Here is a 21,148-nt window from a genome sequence, read left to right on the forward strand (position 1 = left end):
ACACTTCACTACCCTTATTTAGGGCTAGATAAATCTGTAAAACCCTACAGTTTTACTTAGGAACTGCAGGCTTAGTTGGGTCCTGTACTGGTGCCACTGGTGCTGCCGGCGCCACAACTGGTGCAACTGTTCCAGAGAGAACTCCAGGAGCAACTTCTTTCTTATTACCAAGCCAAGTAATGCCTAAAGTACAAATAAAGAAAATTGCTGCAAAAACAGCTGTTGTATGGGATAAAAAATTAGCAGAGCCGCTAGCACCGAACAAGCTGCCCGACGAGCCTGAACCAAAAGCAGCACCCATATCTGCTCCCTTACCTTGCTGTAATAGCACAAGCAGAATCACAGCCAATGCTGAAATTACTTGAAATACGATTAATAAAGTCTTAAGCCATTCCACAATTCATCTCCAAATAAAAATCTACGCCTTACAGATAGCCAGAAAATCTTGGGGATTTAAAGAAGCGCCCCCAACCAATCCGCCATCAATATCAGGCATTGCAAACAACTCAACGGCATTATCCGGTTTGATACTGCCGCCATACAAAATTCCAATATGAGAGGCAACGTCCTCATCAAATTCCGCCAATTGCAGACGAATCGCACGATGCATATCCTGAGCAACTTCGGCACTAGCAACCTTACCGGTGCCAATTGCCCAAACGGGTTCATAAGCAATTAAGCAATCTGCTAAACGATCCTGAAGCACAGTCAACTGTTTTGCAACCTGCCCGCGAACAACCTCTACCGCTCTACCTGAATTTCTTTCATCAGCAGTCTCCCCAACACATATCACTGGAGTCATACCACTATCTAATACTTGCAAGGCCTTGCCTGCTACAAGCTCGTCAGCCTCATGGTGAGTTTCACGACGCTCAGAGTGACCAACAATCACGTAACTACAATCCATTTCTTTCAAAGCAGATGCAGCCACCTCACCGGTGTATGCGCCAGACTCAAAGGCTGAGACATCTTGCGCACCAAGACTTAAAAATGCCAAAGAATATTCTTTAATTAATGCTGCGCATTGCGCCAAATAGGGAAATGGTGGGCAAACAGCAAACTTGCGGCCAGATGGCATGCCACTTTCCATGCCACGTGCAACGGTCTTGATCCAATCTTGATTACTAGCAAGATTGCCATTCATTTTCCAGTTGCCGATGATGATGAGTGGTCGCATTTTTAACTAACAGCTTCTAGACCGTCAAAACAATCTTGCCAACATGCTCTGATGACTCCATCAAGCTATGAGCATCTGCTGCCTGATCGAGCGTAAAGGTTTTGTAAATGACAGGCTTTAATTGACCAGCATTTAACAAAGGCCAAATATTGTCATACAGCTGCTTTGTAATCTGCTTCTTAAAGGAGACTGGACGAGGACGTAATGTTGAACCGGTGATAGTTAAGCGACGGCGCAAAATTTGGTTAGTGCTAACCTCTGCCTTTGATCCACCCTGAATTGCAATGATCACAATGCGGCCATCATCAGCCAAACAATCGATTTCACGCTGCACATAAGCGCCGGTCACCATATCGAGAATGACATTGACACCTTTACCATCGGTCGCCTTCTTAACCTCTTCTACAAAGTCTTGCGTTTTATAGTTCACGGCTAAATCAGCGCCCAACTTCATGCATGCCGCGCACTTTTCATCCGTGCCCGCAGTCACAAATACTTTATGACCTAAAGCCTTGGCAATCAGAATGGCAGTAACCCCAATACCGCTAGAGCCACCTTGGACTAATAGGGTTTCGCCCTCTGCGAGTTGGCCACGCATGAAGACATTGCTCCATACGGTGTAGAAAGTTTCTGGTAAGGCTGCAGCCTCTTGATCAGTAAAGCCTTTTGGGTAAGGCAAGCACTGAGCAATCGGTGCGGTGCAAAGCTCAGCATAACCACCACCCTGCACTAAAGCGCAAACCTTATCGCCAAGTTTGAGGCCAAAGAGATTATCTGCGTGCGCTAAGTCTCCGCCAACAATCTCTCCAGCAACCTCAAGACCAGGAATATCAGATGCGCCCGCAGGTACAGGATAAAAACCTTTACGCTGCAGAACATCTGGTCGGTTAATGCCGGCAGCAATCACCTTAATCAAAATCTCGCCAGTGCCAGCACTAGGAATAGCTGGATCCGGACGAGTGGCTGGCACCAACATTTCTGGTGCGCCAAATTCTTTGATTTCCATTACGCGCATAAGAGCTTCTCGCAGTAGTAGATGTAAATGACTTACGCTGTTTCGTCAGCAGATGGAGCCGCTTCAGCAGCGCCAGCTAGGGGAGCAATTGAGCCACCCTCTTCTGCCATTGCAGCTTTCAGTGATAAACGCAAACGACCACGCTCATCAGCAGCTAGCAACTTCACGCGCACAACTTGACCTTCTTGCAAATAATCTTTGACTTCTTTAACGCGCTCGTTAGAGATTTCAGAGATATGCAATAAGCCATCTTTACCTGGAAGAATATTGACCAAAGCGCCGAACTCGAGCAACTTCACTACTGGGCCTTCATAGATCTTGCCTACTTCAGCTTCTGCAGTAATGCCCTCGATACGTGCTTTTGCTTCTGCCATGCCTTCAGCGCTAGTAGATGCAATGGTTACTGTGCCGTCATCTTTAATGTCGATGCTGCAACCAGTTTCTTTGGTCAAAGCTTGGATAGTTGCGCCACCCTTACCAATCACTTCACGAATCTTGTCTGGATGAATCTTGAATGAAACCATGCGTGGAGCATGTGCTGACAGTTCTGTGCGAACTGAGCCCATCGCTTCTTGCATTTTGCTCAAGATGTGCAAACGGCCTTCTTTAGCTTGCGCTAAAGCCACTTGCATAATTTCTTTAGTAATGCCTTGAACCTTAATATCCATCTGCAGTGCAGTAATACCATTTGCAGTACCTGCTACTTTGAAGTCCATATCGCCTAAGTGATCTTCATCACCCAAGATATCGGTCAACACAGCAAAACGATTACCATCAAGAATCAAGCCCATGGCAACGCCAGCAACGTGCGCTTTTACTGGAACACCAGCATCCATCATTGCAAGGCAACCGCCGCAAACGGAAGCCATTGAAGAGGAGCCGTTGGATTCGGTGATCTCTGAAACCACACGAATGCTGTATGCAAAATCTTCTGCACTTGGCAATACCGGAATCAATGCGCGTTTAGCCAAACGGCCGTGACCAATTTCACGACGCTTAGGACTACCTACACGACCAGTTTCGCCAGTAGCAAACGGAGGCATGTTGTAGTGGAACATGAAACGATCGCGGTATTCACCTTCGAGCGCATCAATGATTTGCTCATCGCGTGCAGTGCCTAATGTAGCCACTACCAATGCTTGAGTTTCGCCACGAGTAAATAAAGCAGAACCGTGGGTACGTGGCAATACGCCATTACGAATTTCAATTGGACGAACGGTGCGAGTATCACGACCATCAATGCGTGGCTCACCATTCAAAATCTGGCTACGAACAATCTTTGCCTCAATTTCAAACATGATGTCGCTGACTGCAACAGCGTCAACGTCACCCTCTTCGGCTAACTTGGCTAAAACAGTTTTAGAGATTTCTTTAAGCTTGTCTGAACGAGCACCCTTTTGACGAATCTGATAAGCCTCACGTAATGGCGCTTCAGCTAATGATGTGACCTTAGTAATAAATGGCTCATCCTTAGGAGCAGCAGTCCAATCCCACTCTGGCTTACCAGCTTCACGAACTAATTCGTTAATGGCGTTGATCGCAGTTTGCATTTGGTCGTGACCATATACGACTGCACCTAACATCACCTCTTCAGAAAGTTGGTTTGCTTCTGACTCCACCATCAATACAGCGGCTTGAGTACCAGCTACGATCAAATCGAGTTCGCTAGTTGCTTGTTCTGTACGGGTTGGGTTTAACAGGTACTGACCATTGGCATAACCCACGCGAGCTGCGCCGACTGGGCCAGCAAAAGGAATACCAGAAATAGCCAAGGCTGCAGAAGCAGCAATCAAAGCAGGAATATCAGCAGGAACATCTGGGTTGATAGACAGCACATGCACTACCACTTGAACTTCGTTCAAAAAACCTTCTGGAAACAATGGGCGCAATGGACGATCAATCAAACGGGAGATCAATGTCTCACCTTCTGATGGGCGGCCTTCACGGCGGAAGAAGCCACCAGGGATCTTGCCTGCTGCGTAGGTCTTTTCTAAATAATCAACCGTCAAAGGGAAAAAGGATTGGCCTGGCTTCGCAGACTTAGAGGCAACTACAGTACCCATTACTACAGTGTCATCCACGTTAACGATGACGGCACCACCAGATTGGCGAGCGATCTCACCTGTTTCCATGGTTACTTGATGGTTGCCCCACTGAAAACTCTTTACTGCTTTTTTAAACATAGTCATTCTGATCTTCTCCAAATTGTTCACGCAAAACTCACATGAGCATTGCGCTTGTCGTGGGATAAAGCAGTGTCACGACAACACTGGAGCGATTCATGATCAAAAGGGATGCCATTCCAATGAGACTCTGCGGGCATTCAGAAACTCATTGGAATGACACGATCCCCTACACAAATGATCGAAAAGCGCCCAAAAAACATGCCATCTGCTTAAGACTGGTTCTGTTAAGAAACAACCCTAAGAAAGATGGCATTGCATACCGATAAAAATTACTTACGCAGACCTAATTTGTCGATGAGTGCGCGGTAGCGATCCAAATCTTTGCCCTTGAGGTAATCCAAGAGGCGACGGCGACGTGAAACCATCTTCAACAAGCCACGACGGCTGTGATGATCTTTAGCGTTAGCCTTGAAATGGGGGGTTAATTCATTGATGCGGGCTGTTAGCAATGAAACTTGAACTTCAGGGCTACCCGTATCATTTGCGCTGCGCGCGTTCTCTTTGACGATTTCTGCCGTCTTAATATCAGCAACTGCCATTTTTAATACTCCTTACTTGCGAACACTTGAGCTTTCACCCAATTTGTGTCGTGCGCCATTAACAAAAATTAACAAAAAAGCTTTATAAATCAAAGCCCTCGAATTGTAGCAGATCCAAGCATCTGAGTAATATAGGAATAAAACCCACTTTATAGACGGCTTTTTGAAAATTATCTATATTAATCAATGACTTATATTGGTTTATGGGGTCATTTGAGCATTTAATTTGGCCTGACTGGGATCATGCAACTTATTTAAGGCTGCTAAATAAGCCTTAGCAGAGGCAGCAATAATGTCTGGGTCTGTACCAACACCATTCACAATGCGTCCACCTTTAGCCAAACGGACTGTTACCTCACCCTGAGATTGGGTGCCAGAGGTAATCGCATTGACTGAATAGAGCAATTGTTCTGCCCCGCTCTGAGCGATTCCTTCAATGGCATTTAAGCTGGCATCCACTGGCCCATTGCCTTCAGCCTCTGAACTCACCTCTTTATCACCCATGCGGAACGTAACGCGTGACTTAGGGCGCTCACCTGTTTCAGAATGCTGGCTCAAAGAGATAAAGTGATAATGTTCACCCTCTTCTGCAGCTGCAGAATCAGACATGATGGCGATGATGTCTTCATCAAAAATCTCGGACTTTTGATCGGCTAAGGCTTTGAAACGAGCGAATGCTTCGTTGAGCTCCTTTTCAGCCTCAATCGTAATGCCCAATTCTTGTAAGCGTTGCTTAAAAGCATTACGACCCGATAACTTGCCCAAGACAATCTTATTGGTAGACCAGCCCACATCTTCTGCGCGCATAATTTCATAGGTCTCACGATTCTTCAAAATACCATCCTGGTGAATGCCAGAGGCGTGGGCAAAAGCATTGGCACCTACTACCGCTTTATTAGGCTGCACTACAAAGCCTGTAATTTGAGAAACCAATTTAGACGCCGGAACAATTTGACTTGCATCAATGCCGCACACCATATCAAAATAATCCTTACGGGTTCGCAAGGACATCACAATCTCCTCTAAGGCTGTATTACCAGCACGCTCACCTAAGCCATTGATGGTGCACTCGATCTGACGAGCTCCACCTATTTTTACGCCTGCCAACGAATTGGCAACCGCCATACCTAAATCATTGTGGCAATGCACTGACCAGATTGCTTTATCCGAATTAGGAACGCGAGTACGTAAGGTCTTGATGAACTCACCATACAACTCTGGAGTGGCATAACCTACCGTATCCGGAATGTTAATGGTGGTAGCACCCTCATTAATAACACCTTCAACAACTCTGCACAAGAAATCCACCTCTGAGCGATAACCATCTTCTGCGGAGAACTCAATATCATCAGCCAAATTTCGGGCAAAGCGAATGGAGCGCTTCGATTGCTCCAAGACCTCTTCGGGGGACATGCGCAATTTGACTGCCATATGCAATGGGCTAGTTGCCAAGAATGCATGAATACGTTTGGCTTTGGCAGCTTTCAAGGCGTCAGACGCACGCGTAATATCTTTTTCATTGGCTCTTGCCAATGAACAGACGATGGAGTCTTTAATGGCTGCAGCTACTGCAGAAATAGCCTGAAAGTCACCTTCGGAGCTAGCAGCAAATCCTGCCTCAATCACATCGACCTTAAGACGCTCTAATTGACGGGCAATTCGAACCTTTTCATCCTTGGTCATTGAAGCGCCAGGGGATTGCTCACCATCGCGTAAGGTGGTGTCAAAAATGATTACTTTATCGCTCATCACTACTCTCCAGTTTGGAATACTCTAATAATAATTAGTCAATTTGAATCTGAAAAACAAAAACCCCAGCAATTAGCTGGGGCTGGTATGTGGTGGTTAATGAATTATTTTGATCTCATCAACTCAGGCCTTACCCGCCCCAAGCTTTAGGCTTAGTGCTAGCAGAAGGAGACCTGTTAAAGGTGAGAAATTGATCAACATGCAATCAATATACCCGAAAATTCTAGAATTAGCTAAAACGCCTACCGCTGAAGTGCTCCCAGGCCCAAATCACATAGCCAGAGATCGAATACACGACAAAAACTCCGAATAAGGTCAAGGGCGGATTAGAGGAGATGAGTACGAAGGTCAAAATCATCAAGACCATCACGCCAAATGGCACACGGTAGCGGACATCTAAGGCTTTGCCACTATAAAAACGAGCATTAGAGACCATGGTTAAGCCAGCATAAACTGCAATGAAGAAGGTAACCCAAGGAATAGCGGTATCGCGCACTGGGATCTTGTTGTCATCCGCTAGCCATATAAACCCAGCCATTAAGGAGCCAGCCGCCGGACTTGGCAAGCCTTGGAAGAATTTCTTATCAACTACTCCAGTATTCACATTGAAACGTGCCAAGCGCAAAGCAGCGCCAGCACAATAAGTAAATGCTGCTAACCAGCCCCATTTACCCAAATCTTTTAAAGCCCACTCATAAGCCACGAGAGCTGGTGCTACACCAAATGACACCATATCGGCTAGTGAGTCATATTGCTCACCAAAAGCACTTTGGGTATTGGTCATACGAGCCACTCGGCCATCCATGCCATCTAATACCAAAGAGGCAAAGATCGCAATCGCAGCAACTTCAAACTGATGGTTCATCGCATTCACGATCGCAAAGAAACCACAAAACAAGGCCGCAGTAGTGAATGCATTCGGAAGTAAATAAATTCCCTTGCTACGCAAGCGAGGTTTTGGAGGATGCAGTTCTTCTACTTCGTAATCAACACCCTCACCTACTTCATTCGCCCAGTCATTTAGCGAGCGATCTGAGCGGGAGTGGTTTAGTCGACTACGATCGATGCGTCCACGACGGCGAAATGTTGGCAAAATAGTCCTAGTAAAGAGAGATCGAATTAATCTAGACCTGGCAAACGAGCCAAAGCCGTATTGGTAGCAAACACTTTATCGCCAACGCTGACTAAAGGCTGCGCAGTGAGTGGCAAATAAACATCAACCCGTGAACCAAAACGAATGAAGCCATAGCGCTCCCCCGCCTTCAAGCGATCGCCCACATGGATGTAGCAAAGAATTCGGCGCGCAATTAAACCAGCCACCTGAACCAAGGTCACTATCTGACCATTGGCATCAATCACGACAGCGTTTCGCTCATTCTCAGTAGAGGCCTTATCCAGATCCGCATTCACAAACTTGCCAGGAAAATACTGAACCTCTTTTACTAAACCATTTACAGCACTACGATTGGAGTGAACATTAAATACATTCATGAAAACGCTAATCTTGAGTGCTTCACGCCCAGCATAAGGATCATTGGTTTTTTCTACTACGACAATCCGACCATCGGCTGGAGATAGCACTAAGTCACGACCGATTGCAGGAATACGCTGTGGATCGCGGAAAAACTGCAGAACAAAGATAAAGATAATCCAAAGTGGCCATGACCATCCAATCCCACCTAGAAAGTGGACTAATAAAGTCACGGCCCCCACTAGGGCTAAATACGGCCAACCTTCTTTTGCAATAATGGGATGTGGATACATCATCTTTGTTCTAAGCCTTTTCTTGAGCTACGATTATTGGGATGCTTAGTTCTTAGTTTGGTCTACTAACTTGTTCTTAGCAATCCAAGGCATCATCGCACGCAACTTAGCGCCAACGATTTCAATTTCATGCTCAGCATTCAAGCGACGACGAGACATCAAGGTTGGGGCACCTGCTTTGTTTTCCAAGATAAAGCTCTTTGCATACTCACCAGTCTGAATATCTTTTAAGCACTGACGCATTGCATTCTTGGTTTCTGCAGTCACAATACGCGGACCTGTCACATACTCACCATACTCAGCGTTATTAGAGATGGAGTAGTTCATGTTTGCGATACCGCCTTCGTAGATCAAGTCAACGATTAATTTAAGCTCATGCAAGCACTCGAAGTAAGCCATTTCTGGGGCATAACCAGCTTCAACCAATACTTCAAAGCCCGTTTTAATAAGATCAACTGCGCCACCACAAAGAACAGCCTGTTCACCGAACAAGTCGGTTTCAGTTTCCTCACGGAAGTTAGTTTCAATGATGCCGGCACGACCGCCACCGTTAGCTGTTGCATAGGACAGGGCAACATCACGTGCAGAGCCAGATTTATCTTGATAGACAGCGATCAAATGAGGAACGCCACCGCCCTGTGAGTAGGTGCCACGAACAGTATGGCCAGGAGCCTTAGGAGCAATCATGATCACATCGAGATCAGCGCGTGGCTGAACTTGACCGTAGTGAACGTTAAAGCCATGGGCAAAAGCGAGTGCAGCACCCTGCTTAATATTGCCATGCACTTCTTTGGCGTACACATCACCAATTTGCTCATCAGGTAATAGCATCATGACAATATCAGCATCCTTCACCGCTTCAGCAACTTCTTTTACTGTCAAACCAGCATTAGCTGCTTTATTCCAAGATGCGCCACCTTTGCGCAAGCCAACAGTCACGTTAACGCCAGAGTCTTTAAGGTTTAATGCGTGTGCGTGGCCTTGTGAACCATAACCAATGATGGTGACTTTTTTACCCTTAACGAGGGATAAATCGGCGTCTTTGTCGTAAAAAACTTTCATGCTATTTCCTTGTGTTGAAAAATATCGGTGTATTACTTAGTACATCAGTTAAAAAATTAAACCTTGAGAATGCGCTCACCACGTCCGATACCAGAACCGCCTGAGCGAACTGTTTCTAGAATTGATGCACGATCGATCGAATCAATGAAGGCATCTAACTTAGCGCCATCACCTGTTAATTCAATGGTGTAGCTCTTATCTGTCACATCAATAATGCGGCCACGGAAAATATCGGTTGTGCGCTTAAGCTCTTCGCGCTCTTTACCAACAGCTCGAACCTTAATCATCATGAGCTCACGCTCGATATGAGGGCCTTCACTTAGATCAAATACCTTCACTACTTCAACTAAGCGATTTAAATGCTTGGTAATTTGCTCGATCACATCATCAGACCCGAAGGTGACGATTGTCATGCGGGACAAAGAAGAGTCTTCAGTAGGCGCGACACTTAAAGCTTCAATGTTGTAACCACGAGCTGAGAACAGGCCCACTACTCGTGATAAAGCTCCTGGTTCATTCTCAATCAGAATGGAAATAATGTGTCGCATTAAAGATCCTCACTACCCAAGAGCATTTCAGTAATACCCTTACCCGCTTGAACCATCGGCCAAACGTTTTCTTCTGGGTCAGTTTGGAAGTCCATAAACACAGTACGATCTTTCAATCTGATGGCTTCCTTGAGGGCGCCCTCCACATCTGATTTCTTCTCAATCAGCATACCAACGTGACCATAGGCTTCAGCCAACTTCACGAAGTCTGGCAAAGAATCCATGTATGAGCTGGAATAGCGCTTGTTATAGGTAAGCTCCTGCCATTGACGAACCATACCTAGGTAACGGTTATTCAATGAAACAATCTTCACTGGTGTGTCATATTGCTTACAAGTAGAAAGCTCTTGAATACACATCTGAATAGAGCCTTCACCAGTGATCGTGAAAACATCCTGATCTGGGAATGCCTTTTTGATGCCCATGGCATATGGCAAGCCTACGCCCATGGTGCCAAGACCGCCAGAGTTAATCCAACGACGAGGCTTATCAAATTTGTAGAACTGAGCAGCCCACATTTGATGCTGACCTACGTCAGAGGTAATGAAGGCATCACCACCGGTTAGCTCATATAGCTTTTGTACAACATATTGCGGCTTCACGATCTGTGAAGCTTCGTCGTACTTTAAGCAATCTTTTTTACGCCACTCATTAATCTGCTCCCACCACGCGGCAACTTTGTCACCGTTCTTGCGTGGACCAGCAGCCTTGAGTTGTGCGGTCATCTCCTGCAGCACCTCTTTGAGGTTACCAACAATGGGAACATCAACCTTGACGCGCTTAGAAATCACTGAAGGATCGATATCGATATGGATGATTTTGCGTGGATGACTTGCAAAGTGAATGGTGTTACCAATCACACGGTCATCAAAACGCGCACCAATTGCAATCAACACATCGCTGTGTTGCATAGCCATATTAGCTTCATAGGTGCCGTGCATACCGAGCATGCCTACAAATTGCGGACTACTTCCCGGAAATCCACCAAGACCCATCAAGGTATTAGTCACTGGATATCCCAGCAGATCAGCAAACTCTTTGAGCTCTGGCGCTGCATCAGCCAGAATCACACCTCCACCGGTATAGATGTAGGGACGCTGCGCCTCTTGCAGCAAACTGATTGCCTTACGGATTTGGCCACTATGCCCCTTCACTACTGGGTTATAGGAACGCATCTCCAAAGTTTCTGGATAAACGAAGGGGCCCTTAGCAGCAGAGACATCTTTTGGAATGTCGATCAATACTGGACCTGGACGACCAGTCTGAGCAATATGAAAAGCTTTCTTCAAAACCAATGGCAAATCTTTTACATCTTTTACCAAGAAGTTATGTTTAACGATTGGGCGAGTGATACCAACAGTGTCAGCCTCTTGAAATGCATCTTCACCGATGGCATAGGTTGGCACGTTACCGCTGATGATCACCATGGGGATCGAGTCGGTATAGGCAGTTGCAATGCCAGTAACCGCATTGGTTACTCCCGGACCAGATGTGACTAAAGCGACGCCAACCTTACCGGATGCGCGCGCATAACCATCAGCTGCATGAACTGCTGCTTGCTCATGGCGAACAAGAATGTGTTCAAACTTGTCTTGTTTAAAAATTTCGTCGTAGATAAAGAGAACGGAGCCGCCTGGGTAACCCCAAACATATTCAACTCCTTCTTTGTGCAAAGCTTGCACCAGCATCTCTGCACCAATCATTTCTGGAGGTGCTGCTACGGCATTTGGATTTGTTGAGTCTTTATTAGCTTTCGTAGCTAAAAATTCGGCGCTGCTTGTATTCATTTTCTTTCGTCCTTTGCAATTTTCGGCAAAAAATTGTTTGGTCTGTTCTATCTCTTGCTTATGGCCCGAGTTCGAACGGCGCTGCTACCGGAAAAACCACTTCGTAAATGAGAATCTAGGTAGTAAGCCTTATATTCTATAGCAATCCCCTAAAATAGCCCAATTCTTACGGATTCAGGTCTAATTCATCGCATGGCATCAGCCCAAGAACTATCTGATTTTCTGAGCAGCATTGAGAAGCGCGCATTTAAGCAAGCGATCTATGCCGTCCGTGATGAAGACGCCGCCTTAGACATTGTTCAAGACGCCATGATCAAGTTGGCAGAAAAATACGGCGATAGGCCAGCTGCTGAACTTCCGCTGGTTTTCACTAGAATTTTGCAAAACCGCATTCATGACTGGTTTAGGCGCCAAAAGGTCCGAAATGCCTGGGTCACCCTGTTTTCAAACATGGGTAAGAAAACCGATGAAAACGATGATTTTGACCCTTTAGAGTCACTTTCAGCTCCAGACGACAGTGAAATTCACCAAGATGGGGCTCAAAAGCTTGAACAGAGTCAGCTTTTACAGGCTTTGGAGTCAGAAATTGCTAAATTACCTGTACGTCAACGAGAAGCCTTCCTGATGCGTTATTGGGATGAGCTAAGTATTACTGAGACCGCTAAAGCAATGAGTTGCAGTGAAGGAAGTGTCAAAACCCATTGTTCTAGAGCCACACAAACCCTAGCTAAAGCATTGAAATTAAAAGGAATTACTCTGTGAAACACCTTAATGACCAACTTACCGAGACCCAAGCAGACCAATTTGGTCGTGCTAGCGCCGCCCTGCTGAGTCAGAGTACGCAGAATCTATCCGCTGGCATTAAAGACCGTCTCCATGCTGCCCGTATGAAGGCGCTTTCGGTCAGAAAAACAGAGAAAGTACTGGCTCAAAAACCAGCATTTGCTGGCATTGCCGGCAAATGGAATACTGGATCGAATGGAACGTGGGACACAGTAGGCTGGATAGCCCCACTAGTGGTCTTAGTTTTTGGACTCATTGGAATTGCCCAATGGCAAGATGATTCCCGTATTAACGATATCGCCGAAGTAGATGCAGCACTCTTGTCCGACGACGTCCCACCAGATGCTTATGCAGATGGTGGCTTCTTAGCCTTTCTTAAAAATGGCCCTCTATCTGACTCTGGCAACGGCGCTTCAGACTCAGTGCAAAGCAAATAATTTAACAACATTAGATGTTACGTATACCGAAGTCATTCATCGCTAGCGCTTCTGTAGCGCTGGTAATGTGTGTGTTGGGCTCAAGCGTATCTAGTGCCGCAGCACAAACTTCACCAAGTGCTACCGAAGGTAAGACTGCAGCGATTCCAGCAAAAAAACCTGATGGCACCTGGGAAAGCTTAAAGCCTTCGCAACAACAAATTCTGGCTCCACTAGAAAGTGATTGGGATTACATGCCTCCCGATAGCCGCAAGAAATGGATGCAAGTAGTTAATATCTACCCCAAGATGAGCGAGCAAGATCAACAGCGTTTGCAATCACGCATGGCTAGCTGGTCAAAGCTTTCTCAAAAAGAGCGTCGTATTGCCCGTGAAAATTATTTAAGTAGTTTGAAGTTTCCTGCCGAGAAAAAAGCAGAGGCCTGGACTGCTTATCAAAAACTCAGTGATGAAGAAAAGAAAAAATTGGTTGATGCACAAGCCAAGAAAAAGCCCAGTGCAATTAACGCCCCTACGCTACAGCAACGTTCAGTGAACCTCAGTGGTACTCCACCACCACCTACACCAAACCCCAGAAGCATACCGACCGCAGAAGCTCCGCCCGCTCCCGAAAGCGGTTCATCTAATAATTAGATTTTTAATTTTTCCTAAAGCAGCGTTATGACTCCCGCTGAACTCAGCGCATTACCTTCTCCACAATTTTGGCGCCGTGTTTCATGCTGCTTGTATGAACAACTTGTGCTGCTTGGAGTAATTGCCCTAACTTTTTTAGTCCCCAATCTTGCTCTAGGTGTTTTGTTTGGAGTGTCTTTACCAAGTTGGCTAAGCTTTTTGTATCTCTATGGTGTCTTAGGAATTTACTTTGTTTGGTATTGGACAAAGTCTGGCCAAACCTTGGCGATGCAAACCTGGCGCATTCGTATGATTGATCAACAGGGTCGCACCCTTAAAAGACGTCAAGCTCTATTGCGCTATCTTTACGGCTCTCTCTGGGTCATACCTTGTGTTCTATTGCAGTGGGCTTTTCATTTAGAGCAATGGCACATTATTGAAATGCTCTTTGCAGTAGCCCTCTTTTTTTGGCCGCTCACGATTTATTTAGACCGCAAAGATCCGAAGCAACGCCAGGCTTTAAGCGATCGTTTTGCAGGCACTCGCCTCGTGGAACTACCTAAAAACTCAGTAACTCTCTCTTAAGCATTCAATCGCAGTAGCACCCTGAATTTTTTGACCAAAGCGATAGCCTGCAGCTAGGCAGGCAATGACACCAAAAATAATTCCCATAAAGATCGCCTGTGCAAAGGCATTAAATTCAATCTCCATGACGTAGCGCCCTAAGGCCCAGGCAGCTGCTCCGGCTGCAAGCCCAGCTAAGGTGCCAGCAACCAAACCAATAACCAGTAGCTCAACGCGAGCAATGCTCGCCAATGTGCTTCGCGATGCGCCTATTGCCTTTAACAATGCAGCATTTCTAAAGCGCTCATCTTGAGTGGCAGAAATTGCAGCTATAAGCACTAACACTGCTGCAGCAATCGTAAATGCAAACAATAAGCCCAATGCAGCAGAGAGTTTATTCAAGACATCTTGTATCTGCTTTAAAGAAGCTGATACATCGACGACCGTGAGGTTGGGATAAGCTTGACTCACCCTAAAATCAAGAGCCTCTTGCTCTGGGGCTTGATAGTAGGAAGTAATCCAAGAATGTGGCAAGGTACTTAATTGGGAAGGCGGCATGATCACAAAGAAATTGACCCGCATCGATCCCCAATCCAATTTACGCAGTGAAGTAATGGGCGCAGTAATTTTCTCGCCTGCCACCTCAAAAGTGAGTTGATCACCCATCTTGAGCTTTAAGTTTTTAGCGATGCCGATTTCCATGGAGATTTGCGGGCTATCACCAATGATCCATTTACCCTCAGTAATGCGGTTACCTGCTGGCAACTGATCGGTATAGGAGAGATTAAATTCCCGATCTACTAAGCGCTTGGCGTTATCTTCCACGAAGTCATTAGGAGAAATATTGCGCTCATTGATTGCAGTCAAACGTCCTCGTACCATCGGATAAAATTCTGGTGTTGGCACACCAGCATTCACGAGCGACTGAGTAATATCTGCTTTTTGCTCACCCTGCACATTAATCATGAAGCGATTAGGCGCATCTGCTGGGATGTTGCCCTGCCATGTATTGAGCAGGTCTTGCCGTAATAACAAGATCATCAATAGCGCCATTAAGGCAATGCCTAGCGAGGTGATTTGCATCACTGCAAAGCCAGAACGCCTACTTTGTACGGTGATTGCAAAACGAATAGCAAAATTCTTAGTCTGAATTCGGGCGAGAAGTTTTAATACTAGCCAAGAAATTCCAGAAAAAACAACGATCGCACTACCAAAACTCAGGGCCGCCCAAAATGCTAACTTCCAATCTCTTGCTGCAAGCGCAATTAAAGTCGCAGCAGTACCTAAGCCACAAATAGCAACCCAAATAGAAGAACGATTGATACCTTCAAACTCTTTACGAATGAGTCGTATCGGCGACACCTGGACCAATGCAAATAGCGGTGGCCCAGCAAAGCCAATCAATAAAAACCAAGCAAAGAGCGAGCTCCACACAATCGGCCAGATTGACACACTAGGCAAGCTCGTCAAAATTAAATTACCTAATAAGAAAGTGAGCGCCAATTGCACCAAATAGCCAAAAGCTGAGCCTAAGGCGGCAGCAAAGATCCCTAAACTGAGAATCGTGGTGATTTGTTTTTTCAGAATGATGGTTGAAGTAGCGCCAAAGCATTTGAGAACTGCGCAACCATCGGCTTGTTTGAGTGAGTAACGGCGCGCCGACAAGGCAATCGCTACGGCGGCAACCATAGCCGTTAAGACCGCTATTAAAGATAGGAAACGCTCAGCTCGCTCCAAGGTCTTTCGCATCACAGGCTGGGCATTTTCTAAAGTCTCAATCCGTAAACCGCGCAAGCCTTCAGAATCGATATAGTTCTTTACCCATTTCTCATATGACTGAACCTGCTCGTCGGTCCCAGCAAGAAGTAATCGATAAGTCACCCTACTGCCAAGACCAATCAATCCGGTTGCTGGTAAATCATCTAAGGACATCATGACGCGAGGAGCAAAGTTCATAAACCCTGCGCCACGATCAATTTCGCGTTCAAGTACACCAGCAATCAGAAAAGTCTTCTGCCCTAGACTCATTTGATCACCAAGCTTTGCTTGCAAACTGGCTAACATTACTGGATCAATCCAAACGGATCCTGCTGGTGGCCCAGAGTTCAAAGTGGCATTGCTAGACTGAACCTGGAGTGCGCCTCGTAAGGGATATAGAGAACTGACTGCTTTCAAAGAGGCTAACTTACTACGCGTCCCAACGCTTGCCATACTGGGGAACACGATGGTTTGCGCCACCTGCAAATCTCTGCTTTTCGCCTCAATCAGAAAACGCTCTGGCAATGGTTGGTCCGCCACAATCAGCACATCAGAGGCCAGCAATTGGCGAGCGTCAAACTGAAACGCCCTTTGCATCCGGTCAGCCAAGAAGCTGACGCTAGATAAAGCAGTCACTGAAAGTGTGAGTGCTACAAATAACCAGGCTAGCTCATGAGAGCGCAACTCCTGTTTTAAACCCCGCAGGAAGCTCACTAAGGACTGCTTCAAATTGCCTGTGTCTGGCCGCCGTCTATGCGCATGACAGTGCCAGTAATAAAGGATGCGTTTTGACTAGCTAAAAAGGCTGCGGCATCGCCATACTCTTTAGGGTCACCGTAACGACCCACCGGAATCTGCCTCAAGCTTGCCTTCACAACCTCTTCATAAGAAGTGCTTTCACGCTTTGCCCTTGCCTCATCCAATTGACGTAGGCGATCTGTTGCGACACGCCCTGGCATGATGATGTTCACGGTAATGCCTTCGTGAGCCACTTCTGCAGCCAATGTTTTGGACCACGCCAGTAAAGCTGCGCGCAAGGTATTAGAGATCGCTAAATTTTTAATCGGGGCAATGGCACCTGAAGTAGTACTCGTAATAATGCGGCCCCATTGACGCTGACGCATGCCAGGTAAAACACGATCAGTAATCGCAATGAGGGATAGAACCATATCGTTAAAGCTTTTTTGCCAGAGCGCAGGATCCTGTCCAGCAGCGGGCGTTGGCGGCGGTCCACCGGTATTGTTAATCAAGATATCAATTGGACCAAGCTCTTTTTCTACCTTCGAAACCAGACTATCAATTACAGATGCATCAGAGAGATCCCAGTTCAATGCTAGGGCAGTACCACCAGCAGCTTGTATCAGTTCAACTGATTTTTGTAAGCCCTCTGGACTACGGCCAGTAACAGCAACCTTGACGCCCTCTCGCGCCAATGAGACCGCCATTGCTTGACCCAAACCACGGCTAGATGCCATGACCAATGCGACTTTGCCTTTGATTCCTAAATCCATATCATCTCCTAAACTGCTATTGATAGATACTGCTTATCTTAATCTTAATGCCCTAAGGGCTTAGGCAGATTAGCAGCATATTTATCGAGCTGAACCTCATACTCCTTAAAGATCTCAGCAAGAGCCTGCTGCTGACCCAATACTAATGCCGCAGGCGTATTGTCTTTGAGCGTAATCCGCTTGGTATAGCGATTACTACCAATCATAGGATTGACCTTGCCACCATTTTCTATAGTCAAGAAAAACTCCATACTGACTACTGCCTCTGGTCTTACTCGGTAGTCACCATAGAACTCATTGACGGTAGCTTGCAAGGTGTAATACGGAAAGAAGGTATTGCTCTGCCCTACAGCAGCAGAGAAAATACCAGACTGATTAATCCACTGGCGCTCCGCATTTGAAATCATTTCGGCAGGTAGCGCTGTATAGACGTTATAAAAATCTTTTTCAAAACGCTGGTCGCCTAAGCGATACACCAAAGATCTCCCATCGTATGGTGCAGCTACAGAAACAGGGCCAATCTTAAGCCAATAGCTTGTGCGATTCTTCAAAGGTGGGCCACTGCGCTCAGGATTGATCATATAACTGGCTGGAGTCACGGGGGCGCGGGTTGGTAGTGAGCAGGCAAATAGGCTCAAGACTAGGGTAGTTATCAGAATGCGCTTCATCATTTTTGGACTCCAGATTGTCCTTGCGTGCCATTCATTGGTAGCACGATTTTCGGCGGAGGCTCACCCCATATCAAGCTCGATGGAGATTGGCTAGCTATACGACTAAATTCATTGAGATTCTCAGTAGTTTGCTTGAGATTTTCAATCGTCGCACCTGTATCCCCCTGAATACTCGCCACAGTTTGACGCAATGACACAATTGTGCCAATCAATTCACGCATCAAAATATTGAGCTCATCCTTATCGGTCACTTTAGCAATCCGCTCGATGATGACGTTTAAGGATTGAACAGACCGGACAAGACCTTCGTTACCCTTACCATCACCTGCCATCAGTGTATTTAGATTAACTAATAGTGAGTCGAACTTTTTCTGAGTGCCTTCAAAGTCTGCATGATTTAGCGTAGAAACAAATTTTTGCATTCCAGAAATAATTTCGTCAGCTTGATTTGGGAGGGATGGAATAACAGGATCTGCCGGCTTCCAGCTATAGGAGAGCGGACTATAGTCAGAAGGCGCATTTGAGAAATCAAACTCAACATAATTAACGCCTGTAATACCCATCGACCTGACACGGGCGCGTAAATTATTTTTAGCAAACTCTGCAATTTGGTCCTCAGTTACCTTGTCACCAAAGATTTGCATACGAATTACTACGTACTGAAGACGTTTCTCAAATGGAACATCTTTCTCGTAGATATCACCAGAGAGCCCAACCAAAGTGACTTGACCAATCTTTACACCCCTAAAGCGCACTGCAGCCCCAGTATCCAATCCGGTAACTGATTGCTTTAGGTAGGTTTCCACCATAAAGGATTTCTTAAAGAGTTGCCCGGAACCGAATATGAGAATGACGGCAACTAAAACTCCGATTGCAGCGAGCACAAACACACCGAGACGGAAATAATTAGGATTTGAGTTATTGCTCATGCTGCGTCCTTACTCATAATGCGATTAAAAAATTGATGTACTCGAGGATCTTTGCTGGTATCCCTCAACACCTTTGGGTCACCCTCGGCGATCATGCCTTTGGCGCCCTTGTCTAACATAATGACTTTATCTGCTATTGCATAAATACTCGCCAGCTCATGCGACACAATCACGAAAGTAATACCTAAATTTCTAGATAAGTCTTGAATAGTGCTATCTAAATCAGCAGAAGTAATGGGGTCTAAACCAGCTGAAGGCTCATCTAAGAAGAGAATTTTTGGATCTAAGGCCATAGCCCTGGCAATGGCTGCACGCTTTTGCATACCGCCGCTAATTTCACTAGGCATGTAAGACTCGTAAGGTAATAAACCAACGAGATCGAGCTTACAGCGAGCCAGCAGATTCATCTGATCATCGGTAAGTTGGGTGTATTCCTGCATAAATAATGTCACGTTATCTAACAGATTCATAGAGCCAAATAAGGCACCCTGCTGATACATCACCCCAAAGCTGGTCATAATTCTTTGACGATCAGCCCCCTGCGCCCTTGTAATGTTTTGGCCCTCTATCAGCACATCGCCGGCTAAAGGTTGATACAAGCCAAAGAGATTTTTCAGCAAACTCGATTTACCACAACCAGAGCCACCCAAGATCACAAATATTTCACCATTATTCACCGTGAAATTAAGGTTCTGCATCAGTACGGTTGAGCCATAGCCTACCGTCAGGTTTTGTACCTCAATCGCAGGGCCGGTATTGTTTATTGCGCTCATCAGAACCCTGTCTTATAAGAAATATAAGCAAAGACACCGTCTACCAGGACGATCAAGACAATACTACTCACAACTGCACGCGTAGCTGATATACCCACTGCCGCCGCACCAGTGCCCGTTTGCATGCCGCGTAAACATCCAACGGCAGAAATTACGACTCCAAATAAGGTGGCCTTGATCAGTCCAGAGCCAATATCTTCAATCGTGACTATCTGCAGCATCCCGTTCCAAAAATTAATGAATGGAATGTCGTATGCCAGCATGGTGATCATCGAGGCGAAAATGCTCACGATGTCAGCATACAAAGTTAACACCGGCATGACCAAAATTCCGGCGAGGACGCGAGGCACCACCAAGAAGCGAATTGGGCTTAGGCCACCGCTCACTAAAGCATCGACTTCACTATTCACGGTCATCGTACCAATCTCAGCAGCAAATGCTGCTGATGAGCGACCAGCAAGCAAGATAGCCGTGACGAGAGGCCCCATCTCACGCACAATACCGAGGGCCGCTATAGGACCAACAAAAGAAACGGCGCCGAACTGTTTCATACCAATAGCTGCTTGAAAAGATAAGATGACGCCAATTAAGAAGGACACCAGACCAACAATGGGTAAGGCAGCAATACCCGCCTGAACAGCTGCATTAACAAAATCGCTCCAACGCACTTGTTTGACATTGCGCACTGACCAAATCAAATCTGCAGACAGATGTCCGGTAAATGTGATTAAGCCTTTTGCATCATCGATTAAATTTTGCGCCGCCATTCCAGTGCTAACTACAAAACCTCTTTTGGGGCTGACTACGGGAACTGGGAATAAATTTGAGATGGGATCAAATTCTTTTAGCAACGGCTGATATCGGGAATCTAATCCTACTACTGAAAATGTGCCGCCAGCTTTTTTTTGGGCCTCTTCTAGGTCAATTAAAAAAGCAATACCTGAGCCATCCAATGAAGAAATACCAGAAGCATCAAATGTTAAGGAATGGCTTCCTGGTTTCTTTAGCCACTCGTCTTGCGCAGACCGTATTTGGGTCCATGTATTTGCCAGTGAATAGACATCCACTTTGCCAGTAATCACAATTTTTGCTGTAGCCGAGTCGACCGCTACCCACTTCGCAATGGAAGTATCAGCGCTGGGGCTGTCTATTTTGGTGGGCATTGTCAGCAAAAAGGGTTTTATTAGGGTTATTTAGCAGAACTTGAAATGATCTTATCCCAACTATAAGGGATGCTGGTGATGGCTTGATGAATATGAAAAGGGCCCAGTTTTTCAACTAGGC

At 46.0% G+C, this 21,148-nt stretch carries 21 protein-coding genes; 4 read left to right on the forward strand and 17 right to left on the reverse strand.

The genetic code is table 11. The features are described 5' to 3' along the window. Positions 1-52: 52 nt before the first annotated feature. The 11 genes from secG to ICN31_RS04400 form a co-directional block, all read right to left on the reverse strand. Entirely contained in the window at positions 53-397 is a 345-nt protein-coding gene (gene secG, locus ICN31_RS04350) for a preprotein translocase subunit SecG (protein WP_088525104.1), read from the reverse strand. A 21-nt stretch (positions 398-418) separates the two neighbouring features. After that, positions 419-1,177 carry a triose-phosphate isomerase gene (gene tpiA / locus ICN31_RS04355; RefSeq protein ID WP_216258922.1) on the reverse strand — a complete coding sequence of 253 codons (759 nt, stop codon included), beginning with the start codon at positions 1,175-1,177 and terminating at the stop codon, positions 419-421. A gap of 16 nt (positions 1,178-1,193) precedes the next feature. Further along, the gene (locus ICN31_RS04360; protein ID WP_216258924.1) at positions 1,194-2,192 is read right to left on the reverse strand and encodes an NAD(P)H-quinone oxidoreductase; all 999 of its coding nucleotides are present in this window, start codon (positions 2,190-2,192) and stop codon (positions 1,194-1,196) included. Positions 2,193-2,224: 32 nt separating this feature from the next. Continuing rightward, positions 2,225-4,381, reverse strand: coding sequence for a polyribonucleotide nucleotidyltransferase (pnp, locus tag ICN31_RS04365; RefSeq protein WP_216258926.1), 2,157 nt, complete (start codon positions 4,379-4,381; stop codon positions 2,225-2,227). A gap of 266 nt (positions 4,382-4,647) precedes the next feature. Next, positions 4,648-4,917: a 30S ribosomal protein S15 gene (rpsO, locus tag ICN31_RS04370; RefSeq protein WP_068948469.1), complete on the reverse strand. Its 270-nt coding sequence runs from the start codon at positions 4,915-4,917 to the stop codon at positions 4,648-4,650. A 201-nt stretch (positions 4,918-5,118) separates the two neighbouring features. Continuing rightward, entirely contained in the window at positions 5,119-6,666 is a 1,548-nt protein-coding gene (locus ICN31_RS04375; RefSeq protein ID WP_216258928.1) for a 2-isopropylmalate synthase, read from the reverse strand. 229 nt (positions 6,667-6,895) lie between these two features. Then, positions 6,896-7,759, reverse strand: coding sequence for a CDP-diacylglycerol--serine O-phosphatidyltransferase (gene pssA / locus ICN31_RS04380; protein ID WP_216258930.1), 864 nt, complete (start codon positions 7,757-7,759; stop codon positions 6,896-6,898). A 26-nt stretch (positions 7,760-7,785) separates the two neighbouring features. After that, a complete protein-coding gene (locus ICN31_RS04385) occupies positions 7,786-8,433 on the reverse strand; it encodes a phosphatidylserine decarboxylase (protein ID WP_216258932.1) in 648 nt (215 codons plus the stop codon). Between the two features lie 42 nt (positions 8,434-8,475). Further along, on the reverse strand, positions 8,476-9,492 hold the full coding sequence (gene ilvC, locus ICN31_RS04390) for a ketol-acid reductoisomerase (RefSeq protein WP_216258933.1): 1,017 nt from the start codon (positions 9,490-9,492) through the stop codon (positions 8,476-8,478). A gap of 56 nt (positions 9,493-9,548) precedes the next feature. Beyond that, complete coding sequence (gene ilvN, locus ICN31_RS04395; RefSeq protein WP_088525914.1) at positions 9,549-10,040, reverse strand: acetolactate synthase small subunit; 492 nt, start codon at positions 10,038-10,040, stop codon at positions 9,549-9,551. Beyond that, entirely contained in the window at positions 10,040-11,827 is a 1,788-nt protein-coding gene (locus tag ICN31_RS04400) for an acetolactate synthase 3 catalytic subunit (RefSeq protein WP_216258936.1), read from the reverse strand. Before ICN31_RS04400 ends, ilvN begins: the two co-directional genes overlap by 1 nt. A 192-nt stretch (positions 11,828-12,019) precedes the next feature. Between ICN31_RS04400 and ICN31_RS04405 the strand changes: the two genes are divergently transcribed. The 4 genes from ICN31_RS04405 to ICN31_RS04420 are packed head-to-tail and all read left to right on the forward strand — an operon-like array spanning position 12,020 to position 14,243. Continuing rightward, positions 12,020-12,589, forward strand: a complete 570-nt coding sequence (locus ICN31_RS04405; RefSeq protein ID WP_216258938.1) for an RNA polymerase sigma factor — start codon at positions 12,020-12,022, stop codon at positions 12,587-12,589. Beyond that, positions 12,586-13,047, forward strand: coding sequence for a DUF3619 family protein (locus ICN31_RS04410; protein WP_216258940.1), 462 nt, complete (start codon positions 12,586-12,588; stop codon positions 13,045-13,047). The genes ICN31_RS04405 and ICN31_RS04410 overlap by 4 nt, the downstream gene beginning before the upstream one ends. A gap of 14 nt (positions 13,048-13,061) precedes the next feature. Then, a complete protein-coding gene (locus tag ICN31_RS04415) occupies positions 13,062-13,679 on the forward strand; it encodes a DUF3106 domain-containing protein (protein ID WP_216258943.1) in 618 nt (205 codons plus the stop codon). Positions 13,680-13,706: 27 nt separating this feature from the next. Continuing rightward, a complete protein-coding gene (locus tag ICN31_RS04420) occupies positions 13,707-14,243 on the forward strand; it encodes an RDD family protein (RefSeq protein ID WP_216258945.1) in 537 nt (178 codons plus the stop codon). Here the strand turns inward: ICN31_RS04420 and ICN31_RS04425 are convergent. From ICN31_RS04425 to ICN31_RS04450, 6 genes are read right to left on the reverse strand one after another with little or no spacing between them, the layout of a single operon-like run. Further along, positions 14,226-16,694: an ABC transporter permease gene (locus ICN31_RS04425; RefSeq protein ID WP_370624269.1), complete on the reverse strand. Its 2,469-nt coding sequence runs from the start codon at positions 16,692-16,694 to the stop codon at positions 14,226-14,228. The two genes, ICN31_RS04420 and ICN31_RS04425, sit on opposite strands and share 18 nt — an antisense overlap. Positions 16,695-16,705: 11 nt before the next feature. After that, a complete protein-coding gene (locus ICN31_RS04430; protein WP_216258949.1) occupies positions 16,706-17,491 on the reverse strand; it encodes an SDR family oxidoreductase in 786 nt (261 codons plus the stop codon). A 44-nt stretch (positions 17,492-17,535) separates the two neighbouring features. Further along, positions 17,536-18,162, reverse strand: a complete 627-nt coding sequence (locus tag ICN31_RS04435) for a membrane integrity-associated transporter subunit PqiC (protein WP_216258951.1) — start codon at positions 18,160-18,162, stop codon at positions 17,536-17,538. After that, complete coding sequence (locus ICN31_RS04440) at positions 18,159-19,091, reverse strand: MlaD family protein (protein WP_088525923.1); 933 nt, start codon at positions 19,089-19,091, stop codon at positions 18,159-18,161. Before ICN31_RS04440 ends, ICN31_RS04435 begins: the two co-directional genes overlap by 4 nt. Next, on the reverse strand, positions 19,088-19,864 hold the full coding sequence (locus ICN31_RS04445) for an ABC transporter ATP-binding protein (protein WP_088525924.1): 777 nt from the start codon (positions 19,862-19,864) through the stop codon (positions 19,088-19,090). Before ICN31_RS04445 ends, ICN31_RS04440 begins: the two co-directional genes overlap by 4 nt. Continuing rightward, a complete protein-coding gene (locus ICN31_RS04450) occupies positions 19,864-21,027 on the reverse strand; it encodes an ABC transporter permease (protein WP_216258954.1) in 1,164 nt (387 codons plus the stop codon). Before ICN31_RS04450 ends, ICN31_RS04445 begins: the two co-directional genes overlap by 1 nt. Between the last annotated feature and the right edge of the window lie 121 nt (positions 21,028-21,148).

The organism is Polynucleobacter sp. UB-Piko-W3 (genome assembly GCF_018881635.1).
In the GTDB taxonomy this organism is placed as follows: Bacteria; Pseudomonadota; Gammaproteobacteria; order Burkholderiales; family Burkholderiaceae; genus Polynucleobacter.